We start from the raw sequence: 13516 nt of genomic DNA on the forward strand, positions 1-13516 counted from the left end.
CTGTTCTTGCCTGCGAAATACCTATTCCGCGCGCCCGCGCCAGGGTATCCCGGCACCTCACATTACTACTGGTCGGCCTTGCCTAACTCGGTACCGCGCGACGCCGCGGCGGCCAAGGGATCATCCTAGCCACCACGGCGCCGTAAGCCGATTCCACCGGCTCGTCAGCCCACCGACAGCGGGACCGCGGAGAACTTGCGCCCGGGCCGGCCGTAGAGCGTGGTCCGCTCGCGGGCCGGACGGCCGATCCCCTCGGCGATCTCCTCCAGCTCGGCAACGGTCTTCGCCGAGCCGTGCTCGGATCCGGCCATGCGCGAGATGGTCTCCTCCATCAGGGTGCCGCCCAGATCGTTGGCGCCGCCGTTGAGCATCACCCGGGTGCCCGCGACGCCGAGCTTGACCCAGCTGGTCTGGATGTTGGAGATCCGGCCGTGCAGCATGATGCGCGAGAGCGCGTGCGCGGCACGGTTGTCGCGGATCGTGGGCCCCGGGCGCGAGGCGCCGGCCAGATACAGCGGCGCGCTCTGATGCACGAACGGCAGCAGCACGAATTCGGTGAAACCGCCCGTCTCGTCCTGGATTCCGCGCAGCACGCGCAGATGCCCGACCCAGTGCTGGGGGTTGTCGACGTGGCCGTACATCATCGTCGAGCTCGAGCGGATGCCCACCCGGTGCGCGGTGGTGATCACGTCGATCCACGCGGAGGTGGGCAGCTTGCCCTTGGTGAGCACCCAGCGCACCTCGTCGTCCAGGATCTCTGCCGCGGTGCCCGGAATCGTATCCAGCCCGGCCTCTTTCAACGCCACCAGCCAGTCGTGGATGCTCTCGCCGCCGCGGGAGGCGCCGTTGACGATCTCCATCGGGCTGAACGCGTGCACATGCATCGAGGGCACCCGCTGCTTCACCGCCCGCACCAGATCGGCGTAGCCGGTGACCGGCAGCTCGGGATCGATGCCACCCTGCATGCAGACCTCGGTGGCGCCCTCGACGTAGGCCTCCCAGGCACGATCGGCGACGTCCTGCGCGGACAGGGAGAACGCGTCGGCGTCGCCCTTGCGCTGGGCGAACGCGCAGAACCGGCAGCCGGTGTAGCAGATGTTGGTGAAGTTGATGTTCCGGTTGACGATGTAGGTGACGTCGTCACCGACCGCGTCGCGGCGCAGCTGATCGGCGAAGGCGGCGATCGCGTCCAGTTCCGGCCCGTCGGCGGTGGCCAGGGCCAGGTATTGCGCGTCCGACAGGCCCGCGGGATCGCGCTCGGCCGCCCGCAGGGCCGCGGTCACATCGGTGTCGAGCTTGACCGGGGCCGACAGCGACAGCACCTGTTCGCGCACCGTGTCCCAGTCGCCGAAGGCGCCGAGGGATTCGGACTCCAGCCCGGAATCGCTGCGCGAGACCGTGGTGCGGCCCTCGGTGTCGATGGCGGTGTTGAGATCGACGCGGCCGACCGAGGACCAGTCCTGATCCGGCTCCTGCCACGGGCGGCCCTCCGGACAGATGTCGCGCGCCAGCCCGGTATCCGGATCGGCAAGGGCGGCAACATGTCCCGCCACCCGCGGATCGATCCATGGATGCCCGGCCCGAACATACTTGGGGTGTGCGGTGAGGCGCTCGGTGAGCGTGTATCCGGCCTGCGCGGTGACCTGGGCCAGGGTCTCCAGATTCGGCCAGGGCCGTTCCGGATTCACGTGGTCGGGTGTGAGCGGGGACACACCGCCCCAGTCGTCGATGCCCGACTCGATCAGCGCGCGGCATTCGTCCAGCGCGACCAGGTTCGGCGGCGCCTGGATACGCATCTTCGGACCGAGCAGCAGCCTGGTCACCGCGATGGCGGCGCGGAACTCCTCGAGACCGGCGTCGGGGGCGTTGCGCATCGCGGTGTCGTGCTTGGCCAGGAAGTTCTGCACGATCACCTCCTGCACGTGCCCGAATGCCTTGTGCGACTGGCGGATGGCCAGGATCGACTCGGCGCGCTCGGTGATGGTCTCGCCGATGCCGATCAGGATGCCGGTGGTGAACGGCACCGACAGGCGGCCCGCGTCGGTGAGCGCGCGCAGGCGCACCGCGGGATCCTTGTCCGGGCTGCCGTAGTGGGCCTGGCCGCGCTGGGTGAACAGCCGCTCGGAGGTGGTCTCGAGCATCATGCCCATCGAGGGCGCGACCGGCTTGAGCCGGGACAGCTCCGCCCAGCTCATGACCCCCGGATTCAGGTGCGGCAGCAGGCCGGTCTCCTCGAGCACCCGGATGGACATGGCGCGCACGTAGTCGAGCGTGGAATCGTAGCCGCGCTCGTCGAGCCACTGCCGGGCCTCGGGCCAGCGCTCCTCCGGACGATCGCCGAGGGTGAAAAGCGCCTCCTTGCAGCCCAATTCGGCGCCGCGCCGGGCGATGTCCAGCACCTCGTCGGGCTCCAGGTACATGCCTTTGCCCGCGGCGCGCAGCTTGCCGGGCACGGTGACGAAGGTGCAGTAATGGCAGGTGTCCCGGCACAGATTCGTCAGGGGGATGAAGACCTTGCGGGAATAGGTGATCGGTAACGCGGCGCCCGCCGCGATGTGCGGGTACGTCTCGCGTAGGCCCGCATCGCGGACCCGGACCGCCGACGTACACAGATCCGCCAGATCTGCTCCGCGTGCCTGCAGCAGCACCACGGCCTCGTCGAGATTGAGCGTCGCCCCGTCGCGCGCACGCCGCAGGGCACGGCGCATCGCCGATTCCGCGGGTGCGCTGGGCGGGATGCCGGGTTCAGGTAGATCCGTCACGCCCTCGATCATGCGCCAACCATCCGACAGTTCTCCCTTCGGTGCCTGTGACGTGAGACAACTCGGCGCCCCGGCAAGCTATTCCGGATCCGCCCGCTTTTGTTCCGAGCCGTCTGCCGTCGGTGGTTCGTGCCACCATGGGCGGTATGACAGACGGAGGGGTGGACAGTGCGCTCGACGGCGCCCGGTCGTTCGATCGGACGATCCTCGCGGAGCCGGCGTGGCGGCCGAGCCCGCGGGCCAAGCTGCTGTGGGCGCTGGCGCCGCTGCTCGGCTGGGCGGCGGTGCTGATCGGGGAGCTGATCTGGATATTCGTGGACGACTCGCAGCGGGTGTGGCAGCTCGTGATCGTGGCGGCGACGATCGTGCTGGGCGCGCTGAATGTGAGCGTGGTGCCGCTGTGGCGGTATGCGGTACATCGCTGGGAGATCACCGACGAGGCGGTCTACACCCGCACCGGGTGGATCACGCAGGAGAGCCGGGTCGCGCCCATCACCCGGGTGCAGACCGTCGATACCCACCGCGGCCCGCTCGAGCGGCTGCTCGGGCTGGCGACGGTGACCGTCACGACGGCGTCCTCGGCCGGTGCGGTGCGAATTCCGGCCCTGGATGTGCCGGTGGCGGAGCGGACCGTGGAACGGCTGACCGTGGTCGCGGCGGCGCATCGGGGGGACGCGACATGAGAGAGCGAGCAGTGATTCAGCCGAGCCTGGCCGAGGCGCCGTGGCGGCGGCTGGATCGCCGGATGTTGTTGCTGCACCCGGTCCGGGAGGTGGTGCGGTACATCCCGGTGCTGGTGGTCACGCTGATCGCGGGCAGCCGCAGCGACAATCCGGGGTGGGGCCTGGCCGTGCTGGCACTGATCGTCGGGCTGGCGGTGACCCGGTGGTTCACCACCACCTATCGGATCGGTTCGGAGACAGTGCAATTGCGACGCGGGCTGCTGCGGCGCAAGACGCTCACGGTGCCGCGCTCGCGAATTCGCTCGGTCGATGTGCACGCCGATCTGATGCACCGGCTGCTCGGCCTGGTCGTGCTGGCGATCGGCACCGGCCAGCGGGTGAGCAAGGAGGAGCGTTTCCATCTGGACGGCGTCGATGCCCGCCAGGTACCCGAACTGCGCGCGTTGCTGCTGCGTGAGGTGGAATCGCCTGCGGGGCAGCCGAATATCGTGACATCGACGCCGCAGCAGGCCACGGGAGCCGAGATCGGGCACTGGCAGCCGGGCTGGGTGCGGTATGCGCCCCTCTCGCTGAAGGGGCTGGCCGTCATCGGCCCGATCGTCGGTGTGGGATTCAAATTCGGTATCGCGGGGGTGCTGTTCAATTCGCACGTCGTCGACCGGCTCGGCAGCCGCGGTGTGCTGTTCATCGCGGGCGTCGTCGCGGTGCTGCTGGTGGGGCTCGTGGTCGTGGTGACCCTGGCCGACTGCCTCCGGTATCTGACAACGTATTTCGGCCTGCGGGTCATCGACGACGGCCAGACCCTGCACCTGCGCCACGGCCTGTTCACCACCCGCCAGACCACCCTGGACCTGGCCCGTCTGCGCGGTGCGACCCTGAAAGAGCCACTGCTGCTGCGCCTTGCGGGCGGCGCCGAGCTCGAGGCCATCATGACGGGCACCAGCGCCCGTCAGAAGCTCCTGCCGCAGGCGCCCCGGACGGCCGTCCACCGCACCCTGGCGCAGCTGCTCGCCGGCCGCGTCCCGCCGGGCGGATCAACGGAGGCTCAGGTCGCGGAACACGGTAGTGCGGCAACGAGTCCGGAGTCGCCCATCACCGAAGGCGACAGTGCGGTTGGGTCGTCGGTCGACGGCGCGATCGCCCGGGATCGCGGCGAACTGCGCGGTGTCACAGATGATTTCGAGAACTCGGCGACGTCGGCCGGCCGGGGCGAGTTGCAGCCCGGCAGTGACCCGATCGGTAGCGGCAGTGTCGCAACAGCATTCGGATCGCCCGGCGGGGCTCCGGCGATGGACGCCGCGGCTCCGGCGATCGTGGATCTGATTGGGCACGGGCCTCGTGCACATCGGCGGCGATTTACTCGGGCGCTGAATCCGCTGCTGGTGATCGCGCTGGTCATGGTGGTGATCGACCTCGCGGTCGTGTCGATTCCGCCATGGGCGTGGGTCGTGCTCGGTGTCGTCGCTGTGCTGGCCGTGGCGCTGGCGCAGGACCGATACCGGGGACTGGGCCATGCGGTCATCCCCGGTGACGCATCCGTCCCGACCTGGCTGATCACGCGCCACGGGTCGCTGGATCGGGACCGCGACTGTCTCGAGGCGCCGGGCATCATCGGCTGGACCGTTCGGCAGACGTTCTTCCAGCGCCGTGCCGGGCTGGCCACCCTGGTCGCCGCGACGGCGGCGGGCAAGAAGAGGTACGAGGTGATCGACGTTCCACTCGCACAGGCCTGGGCACTGATCGACGCCGTGACGCCGGGCCGGCTGGGCCGCCGATAGTGTGCCGCCCGCTCCCATCCGGCCATCCGACCCTGGAGCGAGCGGGCCTGTCGTGAGTTCGTCGTGCCGATGGATCCGGCGGCCGAAACACGCCAACTCGCGGCGATAGATGCGTCATGTATCTCGGTCGCGTTGAATGGTGCGCATGGTCTCCACACGCGAACCCGAGACTCGCGAACGACCGATTGCCGATCGTCGGCTGCGCAGGCAGCAGCGTGGGGACAAGTACCGGCTCACCGCGCTGGGTGGGTTGGCGGCGCTCTCGCTGGATGCGCTGACCAGCGTCGCCTACGGTCCCGAATCGATCGTGCTGGTGCTGGTCGCGGCGGGCGCCTCGGCGGTGTCGTGGACGCTGCCCGTCGTGCTGGTGATCACCGCGCTGCTCGTGGTCCTGGTGCTGTCGTACCGGCAGGTCATCGCCGCGCATCCGGACGGCGGCGGCGCGTATGCGGTGGCGAAGCAGGATCTCGGCGCGGGCGCGAGCCTGCTGGCCGCGGCCAGCCTGGTGGTGGACTACGTGCTGACCGTGGCCGTCAGTCTCGCGGCCGGTGCGGCGAGCCTGGCCAGTGCCTTCCCGGTGCTCGCGCATCATTTGCTGGCGGTGACCCTGATCGGGCTGGCCGTGCTGACGGCGATCAATCTGATCGGCGTGGCGGAATCGGCGAAGGTGCTGATGCTGCCGACCATCGTCTTTGTGGTGGCGGTGCTCGCGGTGATCGTATTCGGCTTGGCGCACACCCATCCGGTCGCCGTCATCGGCGCCGACAAGGGTACGTTCCCGATTACCGATACGGTCGGAATCCTGTTGCTGCTGCGCGCATTCGCCAACGGATGTTCGTCGCTGACCGGCGTCGAGGCGATCGCCAATGCGGTGCCCTCATTCCGCACCCCCGCGGTGAAGCGGGCCCAGCACACCGAGGTGGCGCTGGGCGTACTCCTGGGTGTGATGCTGCTGGGACTGTCGGTGCTGATCGGCCGGTTCCACACCGTGCCGCGCGGCGACGTCACGATCCTCGCGCAGCTCACCGCCGCCGCGTTCGGCACCGGGTGGCCCTTCTACGTCACCAACGTCGCGGTCACCCTGGTGCTGGTGCTGGCCGCGAACACGAGCTTCGGCGGCCTGCCGGTGCTGCTGTCCCTGCTGGCCAAGGACCACCGGGTGCCGCACATGTTCGGCATGCGCTCGGAGCGCCCGGTGTTCCGGTACGGGGTGGGGGCGCTGGCGGTCCTATCCACGATCGTGCTGCTGGTGGTGCGCGCCGACACCCACCGGCTGCTGCCGGTGTTCGCGATCGGCGTGTTCATCGGATTCACGCTGAGCCAGAGCGGGTTGGTGAAACACTGGCGGCGCCAGCGCGGTCCGGGCTGGCAGTGGCGCGTGGCGCTGAACGGCTTCGGCGCGATCCTGACCGCCATCGCCGGGGTGGTGCTGTTGATCGAGAAATTCACCGAGGGCGCCTGGCTGCTGCTGATCATCATCCCGTTGCTGCTGCTGTCCTTCGCGCGGACCGAGCACTACTACCGTTGGGTCGCAACCCAACTCGGCATGGGCACGATTCCCCGGCGCCCGTCGGCGGAGGGCACCCGGGTGGTGGTGGTTCCGGTGGTGACCGTCAGTTCCATCACCGAGCAGGCCCTCGAGGCCGCCATGAGCATGGGTGGTGATGTGCACGCCGTGGCGGCCGAAATCGACCCCGCCTCCACCAAGCGCCTGAGCGCGCTGTGGAAGGAATGGGATCCCGGTGTCCCGCTGAAGGTGCTGCCCGCCCCGAACCGCAGCCTCACGGCCACGCTGGTCGGCTATGTCCGCAAACAATGCTCGAACGGCGGTTGCGTCACCGTCCTGCTGGCCCAGGTGGACACGCCACACTGGTGGCAACAGCTCCTGCACAACCCCCGCGGACCCTTCCTCGCCGCCGCTCTCCGTTCCCGCACCAATGCCGTAATCGCCACTTTCACCGTCCACTTGAAGTGAGCGGTCCGCGACCGAATCCCTTGTGGGCATGCCGGATTACCGTGCAGGTGCAGGTCTGCCCACCTCGCGGAGGAAGGCGGGTTCTCGCAGTTACTCCGACCGATCCGGGTCGGCGGGTTCGATGCGTGGGTCGGCGAATACCGTTGCGTCGGTGTTGGATTCGCTCATTCGTGCGGCGGCGCCGTCGGTGACGCGCAGTACGTAGAGCCCGGTGGTGGGGTCCAGCGGGATGAGGCCGTAATCGACATCCACCTCGGATTCGGTCAGCCCCAGAACCTGCACGGCGTCCTCGAGCGTCGAGCCCTCCGGAAGCCGGACGGTCAGCATCGGCATGGAACCAACGGTACTCGGGTGCCGGGCGGGCATCCGTCGTAATGCGCGTTGCCGGACGACGCGGCCGAATTGTGTGAGCCGCCGCATCGACGACGCCGTACCTGTACTGGAGTCGACGTCATGGCGCGTCGCCCGACGCGGCCGGATCGCCTCTGGAGACGAGCGAATCGGCCGCGCCCTCGACGTCCTCAGGTGCGGGTGGCCGCCGCCTTCTGGAGCTCGGACAGCAGCGCCGCCGCGTCGACGACACCGTAGCCGTAGTCGTAGTCGAATCCCGACGGATCGTGATGGATCGCGGTGCGCCGCACCATGTCTCGCAGCTGGGCCGGGGGCAGCGCGGTGGCCGGGTGGGTGGTGCGGATCGCGGCGATCAGGCCCGCGGCGACCGGGCAGGCCGCGGAGGTGCCGGTATCGGGGTCGTTCGCGCCGAAGACCGTGGAGCCGGCGAAATGGGTGTAGGTGCAGACGTCCGGCTTACGGTCGGACAGGCGGCCGGGGCCCTGCGAGGAGTAGCCGACGCGCTGGTTGTGGGTGTCGACGCCGCCGATGCTCAGCACGCTGGGGCTCGAGTTGGCGCCGCCGATCGGGTGGTCGGTGAAGCCGCAGCGCGCGTCCGGGCAATCGCGCCCGCAGTTGCCTGCGGCGAACAGGATGTCCGCGCCCGCGGCGTCCAGCGAGGCGACAATGACGTTGAACGGATGATTGGGGTTGTCGGAGTAGTTCCCGGGCTGGCCAACCGGGAAATCCCACTGCGGGGAGAACGAACCCCAACTGTTGCTGATCACCAGCGCCCGGGAGGCGGCGGGCTGGTCGTTGAGCACCGTACGCAGGTGCGCATAGGCGGCCACGGCATCGGACAGCAGTCCGTCCATGGTCGAGCCGCCCTGCTTGGTACTGCGCATGACCGGAAGATCCAGATAGGACGCCTGCGGCGCGGCGATCAGCGCGTCGAATGCGCACATGCTGCCGTGGTCGACCGGGAACTGGCCCGCGGATCCGGTGACACCCTGTGGATTCCAGCTGCGCGCGGTGTCGATCGTGAACGTCCCGCCGCGCACCTTGTTCACCTGTGCGGCATTGATTCCGGTGTCGACGACGGCCAGGGCCACCCCGTGGCCGGTGAGCCCGTCCGCGGCGAGATCGGTTGTGTGCAGCAGGTTTTGGACGTCGTTCCAGGTGCCGACGGCGGGATCGCCGCCGCAGGTGAGCACGGGCTCGATGACCGGGTCCGCGAAAACCCCGGTGACATCGGCTGATTGGGACAGCCGGGCGAGGGCGTCCTCGGCGACATCCCCGCGCACCAGCACGGAGGCGACCGACGGATGCAGCAGGTAGCCGGCCGGTTCGACGGCCTGGCCCGGGCCCGGCACGCCGACCGGGGCATAGTCGTGGTCGAGGGCGAATCCGGGCAGTGCGCCGGCGACGTCGCGGGGGGCGACCTGCGTGGCGGGGTTGATGACGGCGGAGATCAATTCGGTTGCGGGGCGAAGCTGAATGACTACGCGCATGCCGACCATCCTGCCCGGTGGTTCGAGATTGCGTCCGGTGAGTCCGGGAATGTGCTGGTAGACAAGGGATCCCGCTACACCAGCGGCAGTCCGAACCGCCGTCGCATGCGCATGTCCCAGAGGTAGGTGTTGAGCGGGGCCGCCCGCAGCACCGGTGGCAGCCGGGTCCACGCGGCCGAGATGGCGCGCAGGACGAGCCGGAAGCGGCGCTCGTCGCGCGCGGTCCAGGTCATGCCCATCTCGTCGCGGAGGTGCTGCGGCAGCAGCGCGGTCACCGTGAAACGGTGAAAGCGGCTGAATGCCACCTGGAGTGGGCGCGGGAGCATGCGCAGGTCGATGAGGTCGTTGAAGTAGTCGCGCATCGGCTGGTCGATGGTCCGCTTGGCCAGGTTCTCGTCCCAGTAGCGGTAGAAGGCCTCGCGGTTCGGCGGCCAGCTCTCCGGGCGCATCTGCAGCGTGGTGCCCAGGCGGGCGCTGTAGCGGTAGAACTCTTCGGTCGGAGAGGGTTCCATCGGGCCGCGCATGCGCTGGTAGAGATCGTCCACGCCCCAGTACAGGCAGGCGGCCACCCACAGCTGCAGGTCCGGGTCGAAGGCGTTGTACTTGATTGCCGCGTCCGGCTTCGAATGGATCGGCCGGTGCGAGCGGTTGACCGCCTCGCGGTAGGCCGCACGATCGGCCTCGGTGCCCATCCAGGCGACGGCGAGGTAGGTAAGCGTGGTGCGCAGCCGCTTGAGCGGATGCAGGGTGACCTTGCCGCTGTCGACCGGGCTCTCCAGTACGCCGTAGCCGACCGGCGGGTGGCTCAGCTGCATGATCACGTTGGCGGCGCCGCCGAGGAAGGCCGCGATGCCGTCCATGTGTTCGCGGACCGTCGCGGGGGTAAGTGCCACCGGGGCGGGCTCGGGCTGGGGGTGTAGCGGGGCGGCGGCGGTCATCGTCGACTCGAATCCTCGGTCCTCCTCGCGCCGCGAGGCGGAAGTAATGTGAGAAAGTTCCTATCTCACTTTCTCATCGAGAGGTGGACCTGTCAAACGCCACCGCCGTACAGTTGCGGTTGTGCGATGACTTTCCTGCCATCGTCTCGTGCAGGTGAGAGGGGATCAATGAGCGCAGTATCGCGTAGCGATTCCATGAGGGGCGGTGGTCGGGCGACGGGTGGGCCCAAGCTGGCCGGGTTGTTACCGCTGGTGCGCGGCACGGACCCGGAGGATCGCAACCAGACCACGGTGCTCGATGCGGCCCTGCTGGCCTTCCTCGACTTCGGCATCAAGCGCACCAGCATGGTGGAGGTGGCGCGGCGCGGCGGGCTGTCGCTGGCCACGCTCTATCGGCGCTTCGCCGGGAAGTCCGATCTCATCCAGGCCGTCGGCCTGCGGCAGGCGCGCGGCTTCATCGATGAGGTCGACGCGGCCGTGCAGCGGCAGATCGATAGCGATGCCAGCGCCGAGGACCAGATCGTGGAGCTGTTCGTGGCGTTCGTGCACGGCCTGCGCGGCAATCGGCTGCTGGATCGGCTATTGAAGACCGAGCCGGAGATCGTGCTGCCGTACCTGACGGTGCGGGGCGCGCCGGTCATCGAGCTCGGGCGAGACTATCTGGCCGAGTTCATTGTCCGGCTGCAGCGCGAAGGCAAACTGCCGCACTATGATCCGCTGCCGCTGGCGGAGATGGTCGCGCGCAATTCGCTGTCGATGGCGCTGACGCCGCAGACGGTGATCCCGCTGGACGACGACGCCGCACTGCGCCGCTTCGCCCGCGATCACGTGGTACCCGGCTTCCGGATCCCCTGATTGCCGCGGGCGGAAGCCTTCCCCGGCCGGACCGGGCCGCGGCACGGATTCGTGGCGGCCGGAGGGTTGCGGGGCTTGGTAGGTTGGGCTGCGTGCCACAAGGGTCTTTGCCGCTGCTGCAGTCGTTGAATCCCGCCGCCGTCGCCGCCGGGGACGATATCCCCGATGCGGTGACGATCGACGGGCACACCCTCTCGCGCAGCGACCTGATCGGCGCGGCGACCTCGGTGGCCGAGCGGGTCGCGCAGGCGGAACGGGTCGCGGTGCTGGCCCGGCCGACCATGACGACCGTGCTGGCGATGGTGGGATGCCTGATCGCCGGGGTCACCGTGGTGCCCGTGCCGCCGGATTCGGGTCCCGCCGAGCTCGCGCACATCCTGGCCGATTCGGGTGCGCAGGCTTGGGTCGGCGCGGCGCCCGAGGCGGCGACGCTGCCGGTGATTCCGGTGCGCACGCATGCGCGCTCGTGGCACAGATATCCCGAACCGCGCCCGGACACAACGGCTTTCATTCTCTACACCTCCGGCACCACCGGTGCGCCCAAGGGTGTGCTGCTCTCCCGCGGCGCGATCGCGGCGGGCCTGGACGCGCTGATCCAGGCATGGGCGTGGACCGCCGATGACGTTCTGGTGCACGGGCTTCCGCTGTTCCACGTGCACGGCCTGATCCTGGGCGTGCTGGGCCCGCTGCGGGTGGGCAGCCCGCTGGTGCACACCGGCAAGCCGACCCCGGCCGCCTATGCCGCGGCCAAGGGCACGATGTACTTCGGGGTGCCGACGGTGTGGTCGCGGGTCGTCGAGGATGCCGCCGCCGCACGGGAATTGGCGAACGCCCGGCTGCTGGTGTCCGGCAGCGCGCCCCTGCCGGTGCCGGTGTTCGAGCGGCTGCGCGAGCTGACCGGGCACGAGCCGATCGAGCGTTACGGCATGAGCGAGACCATGATCACGCTGTCCACCCGCGCCGACGGCGAACGCCGCCCCGGATGGGTCGGAACCCCGGTCGCCGGTGTGCGGACGCGCCTGCGCGACGAGGCGGGCGAGCCGGTCCCGCACGACGGGGAGAGTATTGGGGGACTGCAGATCACCGGCCCGATGCTGTTCGACGGCTATCTGAATCGCCCCGAGGCGACCGCCGAGTGCTGGACCGCGGACGGCTGGTTCCGCACCGGCGATGTCGCCGCCATCGACGCCGAGGGTTTCCACCGGATCGTCGGGCGGGAATCGGTGGACCTGATCAAGTCCGGCGGCTTCCGGGTCGGCGCGGGGGAGATCGAGACCAGCCTGCTGGGCCATGCGTCGGTCGCCGAGGTCGCGGTGGTAGGCCTGCCCGACGACGATCTGGGCCAGCGCATCGTGGCGTTCGTGGTGCCGCGCGCGGATTCCGATGAGTCGCTCGAATCGGCGTTGATCGACCATGTTGCGCAACAGCTCTCGATCCACAAGCGGCCGCGCGAGGTCCGCCTCGTGGCATCGCTCCCGCGCAATGCCATGGGCAAGGTGCAGAAGAAGCTGCTCACCTGACTCCCGCCCGGCGTGTCGGGGATCCCGCTTGACCTCGAGTGCGGTTCAGCTTCTAGGGTTGTCGTATGATCGCACGACTGTCGCCCGCCCAGATCGACTATCTGCGCAGCCAACGGCTCGGACGGCTCGCCACGATCCGTCCCGACGGCTCGCCCCAGAACAATCCCGTCGGCTTCCGCTACAACGAGGCGCTGGGCACCATCGATATCGCGGGCCACAACATGGGCGCCTCGCAGAAGTTCCGCAACCTGGCATCGGAGGAGCGGGTGTCGTTCGTCGTCGACGACATCAAATCCCTCGATCCCTGGCAGGTCCGCTGCCTCGAAATCCGCGGCACCGCACAGCCTCTGCGCGGCGTGGAGTCCTACATCCCCGGCGGCACCCCGGAGCTGATCCGCATCACCCCGGAGCGGATCCTCGCCTTCGGCATCGAATAGGCGCGAGATCGGCTGCCACGCAACCGGGTTCCGTCGGTGTAGCATCGCGATGATCTTCGCCGACGGCTTGGGAGGGCAGAGACGGTGTATTTCACGGGCATCGGGCCACCGGAACCGGAGGCTCCACCGGAACCGGCGGCCGGGCGCGATCACGGCGTGGCGCCTGGATGTCTGCTGGTGGCCTCGCCGGGACTCGTCGAGCCCGAGTTCGAGCGCACCGTTCTCTACGTCGTCGAGCACAACGACGCGGGTACCCTTGCCGTCAAACTCAACCGGCCGAGCGATACGGCCGTGTGTGACGTTCTACCGCACTGGGATCACCTGGTCGCCGCGCCCGGGGTGCTCTTCGTGGGCGGCCCGGTCAAACGGGATGCGGCACTGTGCATTGCCGTGCTCCGCAGCGGTGTTCGGGCCGAGGGCAACGGTGAGCTGCGTTCCCTCGGCGGGCGCCTGGCCCTGCTCGACCTGGATGCCGACCCTGCGCGGATCACCCCACTTGTAGAGGGAATCCGGATCTTCGCCGGCTACTGCGGCTGGCTGGCCGGCGATCTCGGCCCGGAGATAGAACGCAACGACTGGATCGTGCGACGCGACGACGGGGTCGTGCAGGGGGCGACCACAAGCCCGATCACGGCAGACCCGACCGATCTGTGGGCGCAATTCCCGCAACGCTGACCGAGCGAGCCACGCCCCGCACGGCGGATCCCACTGGGATGCAGTGCGGGGC

General features: G+C 69.1%; 11 protein-coding genes. 7 read left to right on the plus strand and 4 right to left on the minus strand.

Translation table 11 applies throughout. The features are described 5' to 3' along the window. Nucleotides 1-164: 164 nt before the first annotated feature. Nucleotides 165-2774: a bifunctional FO biosynthesis protein CofGH gene (locus ABH933_RS13850; protein ID WP_429422943.1), complete on the minus strand. Its 2610-nt coding sequence runs from the start codon at nt 2772-2774 to the stop codon at nt 165-167. Nucleotides 2775-2908: 134 nt separating this feature from the next. Between ABH933_RS13850 and ABH933_RS13855 the strand changes: the two genes are divergently transcribed. The 3 genes from ABH933_RS13855 (at nt 2909) to ABH933_RS13865 (ending at nt 7198) form a co-directional block, all read left to right on the plus strand. Beyond that, on the plus strand, nt 2909-3445 hold the full coding sequence (locus tag ABH933_RS13855; RefSeq protein ID WP_429422941.1) for a PH domain-containing protein: 537 nt from the start codon (nt 2909-2911) through the stop codon (nt 3443-3445). Further along, complete coding sequence (locus ABH933_RS13860) at nt 3442-5223, plus strand: PH domain-containing protein (RefSeq protein ID WP_429422939.1); 1782 nt, start codon at nt 3442-3444, stop codon at nt 5221-5223. Before ABH933_RS13855 ends, ABH933_RS13860 begins: the two co-directional genes overlap by 4 nt. 145 nt (nt 5224-5368) lie before the next feature. Further along, the gene (locus ABH933_RS13865; protein WP_429422937.1) at nt 5369-7198 is read left to right on the plus strand and encodes an APC family permease; all 1830 of its coding nucleotides are present in this window, start codon (nt 5369-5371) and stop codon (nt 7196-7198) included. A gap of 90 nt (nt 7199-7288) precedes the next feature. On the opposite strand, the gene ABH933_RS13870 is transcribed toward ABH933_RS13865, so the two are convergent. The 3 genes from ABH933_RS13870 to ABH933_RS13880 form a co-directional block, all read right to left on the minus strand. Next, the gene (locus ABH933_RS13870; protein ID WP_429422935.1) at nt 7289-7531 is read right to left on the minus strand and encodes a hypothetical protein; all 243 of its coding nucleotides are present in this window, start codon (nt 7529-7531) and stop codon (nt 7289-7291) included. A gap of 188 nt (nt 7532-7719) precedes the next feature. After that, nucleotides 7720-9039, minus strand: coding sequence for a S8 family serine peptidase (locus ABH933_RS13875; protein ID WP_429422933.1), 1320 nt, complete (start codon nt 9037-9039; stop codon nt 7720-7722). A 74-nt stretch (nt 9040-9113) separates the two neighbouring features. Next, on the minus strand, nt 9114-9977 hold the full coding sequence (locus ABH933_RS13880) for an oxygenase MpaB family protein (RefSeq protein WP_429422931.1): 864 nt from the start codon (nt 9975-9977) through the stop codon (nt 9114-9116). Between the two features lie 168 nt (nt 9978-10145). Between ABH933_RS13880 and ABH933_RS13885 the strand changes: the two genes are divergently transcribed. The 4 genes from ABH933_RS13885 (at nt 10146) to ABH933_RS13900 (ending at nt 13464) form a co-directional block, all read left to right on the plus strand. Further along, complete coding sequence (locus ABH933_RS13885) at nt 10146-10832, plus strand: TetR/AcrR family transcriptional regulator (protein ID WP_429422929.1); 687 nt, start codon at nt 10146-10148, stop codon at nt 10830-10832. A 92-nt stretch (nt 10833-10924) separates the two neighbouring features. Further along, on the plus strand, nt 10925-12352 hold the full coding sequence (locus ABH933_RS13890; protein ID WP_429422927.1) for an acyl-CoA synthetase: 1428 nt from the start codon (nt 10925-10927) through the stop codon (nt 12350-12352). Nucleotides 12353-12417: 65 nt separating this feature from the next. Next, nucleotides 12418-12789, plus strand: a complete 372-nt coding sequence (locus tag ABH933_RS13895) for a PPOX class F420-dependent oxidoreductase (RefSeq protein ID WP_429422925.1) — start codon at nt 12418-12420, stop codon at nt 12787-12789. 99 nt (nt 12790-12888) lie between these two features. Beyond that, nucleotides 12889-13464: a YqgE/AlgH family protein gene (locus ABH933_RS13900; RefSeq protein WP_429423208.1), complete on the plus strand. Its 576-nt coding sequence runs from the start codon at nt 12889-12891 to the stop codon at nt 13462-13464. Nucleotides 13465-13516 lie beyond the last annotated feature (52 nt).

The organism is Nocardia sp. GP40, from assembly GCF_050434125.1.
Taxonomy (GTDB): domain Bacteria; phylum Actinomycetota; class Actinomycetes; order Mycobacteriales; family Mycobacteriaceae; genus Nocardia; species Nocardia albiluteola.

What these genes read in the sequence shown, in the direction of transcription:
- ABH933_RS13860 (WP_429422939.1), top strand. Translation starts at nt 3,442, where the DNA reads ATGAGAGAGCGAGCAGTGATTCAGCCGAGCCTGGCCGAGGCGCCGTGG.
- ABH933_RS13885 (WP_429422929.1), top strand. Translation starts at nt 10,146, where the DNA reads ATGAGCGCAGTATCGCGTAGCGATTCCATGAGGGGCGGTGGTCGGGCG.
- ABH933_RS13870 (WP_429422935.1), bottom strand. Translation starts at nt 7,531, where the DNA reads ATGCCGATGCTGACCGTCCGGCTTCCGGAGGGCTCGACGCTCGAGGAC.
- ABH933_RS13880 (WP_429422931.1), bottom strand. Translation starts at nt 9,977, where the DNA reads ATGACCGCCGCCGCCCCGCTACACCCCCAGCCCGAGCCCGCCCCGGTG.
- ABH933_RS13895 (WP_429422925.1), top strand. Translation starts at nt 12,418, where the DNA reads ATGATCGCACGACTGTCGCCCGCCCAGATCGACTATCTGCGCAGCCAA.
- ABH933_RS13855 (WP_429422941.1), top strand. Translation starts at nt 2,909, where the DNA reads ATGACAGACGGAGGGGTGGACAGTGCGCTCGACGGCGCCCGGTCGTTC.
- ABH933_RS13865 (WP_429422937.1), top strand. Translation starts at nt 5,369, where the DNA reads ATGGTCTCCACACGCGAACCCGAGACTCGCGAACGACCGATTGCCGAT.
- ABH933_RS13875 (WP_429422933.1), bottom strand. Translation starts at nt 9,039, where the DNA reads ATGCGCGTAGTCATTCAGCTTCGCCCCGCAACCGAATTGATCTCCGCC.
- ABH933_RS13850 (WP_429422943.1), bottom strand. Translation starts at nt 2,774, where the DNA reads ATGATCGAGGGCGTGACGGATCTACCTGAACCCGGCATCCCGCCCAGC.